This is a genomic window from Planktosalinus sp. (assembly GCF_059864935.1).
In genome coordinates this window covers 1-3,581 of record NZ_JCBCCK010000174.1, presented here as the reverse complement: position 1 = coordinate 3,581, position 3,581 = coordinate 1, and the positions used below count along the sequence as shown (strand labels likewise).

Here is a 3,581-nt window from a genome sequence, read left to right as displayed (position 1 = left end):
CATTCAGGATTCCATCGGTAACTGAATAGTCGTTGAAAATCACAATATCTACGGAGTTGTTTGAAATACTTGTTTTATTTAAAAACTGCCTCATCTGTTCCCTGATTTCAAGGGTATTTTTAAAATAAGCATTAGGAGTATTTACATAAACCATTTTGAGAGTAGCCTTGTAGGCAACTGCAAATTTTTTAATGCTTTTGAATGCTTTGAGGTTTTCAGTATTAAAGTCGGATGCAAAAACGATGGTTTTGGGATTAAAGTTTTTGGTTTCGGTTTTTACAACCAATACGGGGACGTCTGAAGTGCGCACCACTTTTTCTGTATTGGAACCCACAAAGTAGCCTTTTACACCACTGGCACCACGGGAGCCCATAACGATGAGGTCTGCACCCACTTCTTTAGCGGCATTGTCAATTTCTTCAAACACTTTAAAATGTTTGATAATAGGGGTAGTTTTAATGCCTTGCATATAATCACGTTCGATAAACTCTTCAAAACGTTTGGTAGCCAGCTGCATAAAAAACATCAGTTCCCTTCTTTTTGTGCCCTCTGTTATGCTAATCATTTGATCTGAAATATCCAGCATATGCAGCAGGTAGAGTTGTGCTTTGTGTTTTTTGGCTATATCGGCAGCTACCCTGAGTGCATACTCAGAATGGCCGGAGAAGTCTACGGGTACAATAATTTTTTTCATCTGTTTATATTTATTTGTTTTTTATCGGTCAGATGTAATGTCCATATAATCATTTTCGGCTTCGTCGCCTGAATCCGCCTATTGGCGGAGCAAGGCGGTTGGTATGGCAATTATGCTTATGGACATTTCATAATAAAAAGTGTTATAGGTTAAACAGTCATAGAAAACAATCGGGTTTCAGGTTGTTTTTGTTGCAAATGAAGGTCAAAAGCCATACATACATTTCGCACAAACGGTTTGCCTGATTCTGTCACCTGAATCTTGTTCTTTTCAAAAATAACAATTCCATCTGACTTTAACTCGTTAAGGTTTTGTAAAATACTATTAAAATCGATGAACTTCGCTTCGTTATCCTCCCAGCTTGTTTCCAGATTACACATCAGACTTAGGATGTGTTTTCTGATGGTTTCATCCTCCTCTGTCAGCAAATGCCCTCTGTAAACGGGTATTTGGTTTTGTTCAAGCAGGGCATAATAGGTTTCAATGTTTTTCTCATTTTGTGCAAAAGCCGTCCAACTGTCTGAAATGGCTGAAACACCCAATCCAACCATAATTTTCGAGGGTGTAGTGGTGTAACCCATAAAATTGCGGTGCAGCGTTTTGTTGTTCATAGCCTCAAACAACTCGTCGTTGGGTAATGCAAAATGGTCCATCCCGATTTCAGCATATCCCATTTTTTCAAGCCATAGTTTGCCGGTTTCATACTGTTCCCTTTTGAGCTCAGGTGAGGGGAGGTGTTCTTCACTGAAACCCCGTTGTCCGTTTCCTTTTATCCAGGGCACATGGGCATAGCTGTAAAAAGCAATGCGGTCCGGTTTCAGCTCTTTGGTTTTTTCAATGGTATATTTTACGTGCTCTAAAGTTTGGTAAGGCAATCCAAAGATAATATCATGTCCCACTGATGTATAGCCGATTTCACGCGCCCACTCAGTCACTTTTCTTACGTTTTCAAAAGGCTGAATGCGGTGAATGGCTATCTGTACTGCCATATTGTAATCCTGAACGCCGTAGCTCACTCTTCTGAAGCCTAAATCATACAAGGTTTGGAGATGTTCTTTAGTCGTGTTGTTGGGATGGCCTTCAAAACTAAAATTGTAATCGGTTGCTTGAATGCTGTTTTCTAAAATTCCACTGATAAGTTTTTGTAGGTTTTTTGGGCAAAAAAAGGTTGGGGTGCCACCACCCAGGTGGATTTCCCTGATGATGGGTTTTTGTTTAAATAGCTTAAGGTAAAGTTGCCATTCTTTGAGGAGGGCATTGATGTAGGGTTCTTCAACCTCGTGTCTTTTGGTAATGCGTTTGTGGCATCCGCAAAATGTGCAAAGGCTTTCGCAAAAGGGTAAATGTACATACAAGCTGATACCTTCTTCCTCATTGAAGTGGTCAAACTGAATTTTAAGTCTTTTTTTCCAATCCTCTGTGGTAAAATTTTCGCAATTCCAGTAAGGCACCGTGGGATAACTGGTGTATCGCGGTCCCGGCACATTGTATTTTTGAATCAGGCTTTGCATAGTGATTAATATCTAATGCAAAAATACAACTGGGGGATGCTTTTCCCTATGATTTTGGTCATATTGAAAAAACACAAAAGCCGACAGTTAAAGCCGGCTTTTTGATTGTGAAAAATTTTGAATTACCTTTTTCGTACCCTTCCGGAAGAGGAAGCATTTTGTGTGACTACCTCAGGTTCCCCATAGTATCTAATATCCCCACCACTCGAAGCTTTAGCATCGAGTGAACGCTGAATATTCAATGTGATTTTTGCCCCGCTTGATGCCCTTGAAGTACAATAAATTGCTCGCAAGTCTTTTGCATCTATTGAACTGCCACTTGATGCTTTTGAATTAAAGTTTCTGGCCTGTCCTCTGAGCGTCAAATTAGCACCGCTGCTTGATTGAGCTGATAATTCTTTTGAAATAACGGTTAAACTCATTTGAGCACCGCTACTGGTTTTTAAATCCAGATTGTTTGACACCACATTGGACAACCCTTTGACACTTGCCCCACTGCTGGCATGGATTCCGTCTAGTTCAACAAAAGCGATGGTTACTTTTTTGGATTTGGCTTTGCGGATATTTTTGGTAGTACTTACATACAACACCCCGTTTTTGAGTTTGGTTTCTATAATGTCCTGCAGATTTTCATCGGCTTCTACTGACACTATCTGAACGGTACTGTTGACTATTTCAACATCTAAACCATTACTGGCTTTGACCACATCAATTTTTTCTGAAAAAAGGCGGTCATCTTTGACAACATTTCCATTGCCATCTATACCTTTAACCGAAATGATAAAATCACAAGAAGATGTTGTCGCAATAATTAAAAGTAAAAATATGAATTTTAATAGTTTCATAACTCAAATTTTTAATTGGTATTTACATTTATTCCTTTTTTGTTAATATTGACTCTTACTGAATCTTTTTCATCAGTGATATTAATATCAATACCATCTCGGTCAATTTTTATACGGTTGCCATCTTTCCAGGTCTCCTGCCAGTTACTGTCGTCCCAGTCGATGATATGATACTCCAAGTCATCATTTGAAAAAGACTTTGTCGTTCCACATTTTTCACAATGTGTTTTTCCATCCATTATTTCAAGATAATACCCTTCCTGACCGTTTAATAAGATGTCTCTGTATCTTGAAGTATTTCTGTGGTAACTGTAAGTGTTGTTTTCTGCAAAGAGATAACTACCCACAGGCAAATATAAGGTTAATTCCATTTGCTGGTCACGGTATTTGTCATCAACATCGGCCAGAAAATAACCGTCAAGTTTTAGTGTATTGTTCTCAAAAACAGACTGATAGGAAATGGCTTCTGCGCGATTTTTAGCCTCAAGATAGTCACGCCCTTTTGCTTTTTTGTTTACGTATAGTGACGCC

At 38.9% G+C, this 3,581-nt stretch carries 3 protein-coding genes and 1 pseudogene; all 4 read right to left on the bottom strand.

The annotated features are described in order from the left end of the window. Positions 1 to 694 (bottom strand): universal stress protein (locus AC6F75_RS06610; protein ID WP_500714167.1); only part of this gene is annotated, 694 nt, incomplete at its 3' end. A gap of 149 nt (positions 695 to 843) precedes the next feature. After that, entirely contained in the window at positions 844 to 2,205 is a 1,362-nt protein-coding gene (gene hemN, locus AC6F75_RS06605) for an oxygen-independent coproporphyrinogen III oxidase (RefSeq protein ID WP_500714166.1), read from the bottom strand. A gap of 122 nt (positions 2,206 to 2,327) precedes the next feature. Continuing rightward, complete coding sequence (locus AC6F75_RS06600; protein WP_500714165.1) at positions 2,328 to 3,050, bottom strand: GIN domain-containing protein; 723 nt, start codon at positions 3,048 to 3,050, stop codon at positions 2,328 to 2,330. Between the two features lie 11 nt (positions 3,051 to 3,061). Next, positions 3,062 to 3,581: pseudogene (locus AC6F75_RS06595) on the bottom strand (PspC domain-containing protein); the annotation flags it as partial.

What these genes read in the sequence shown, in the direction of transcription:
- hemN (WP_500714166.1), bottom strand. Translation starts at nt 2,205, where the DNA reads ATGCAAAGCCTGATTCAAAAATACAATGTGCCGGGACCGCGATACACC.
- AC6F75_RS06600 (WP_500714165.1), bottom strand. Translation starts at nt 3,050, where the DNA reads ATGAAACTATTAAAATTCATATTTTTACTTTTAATTATTGCGACAACA.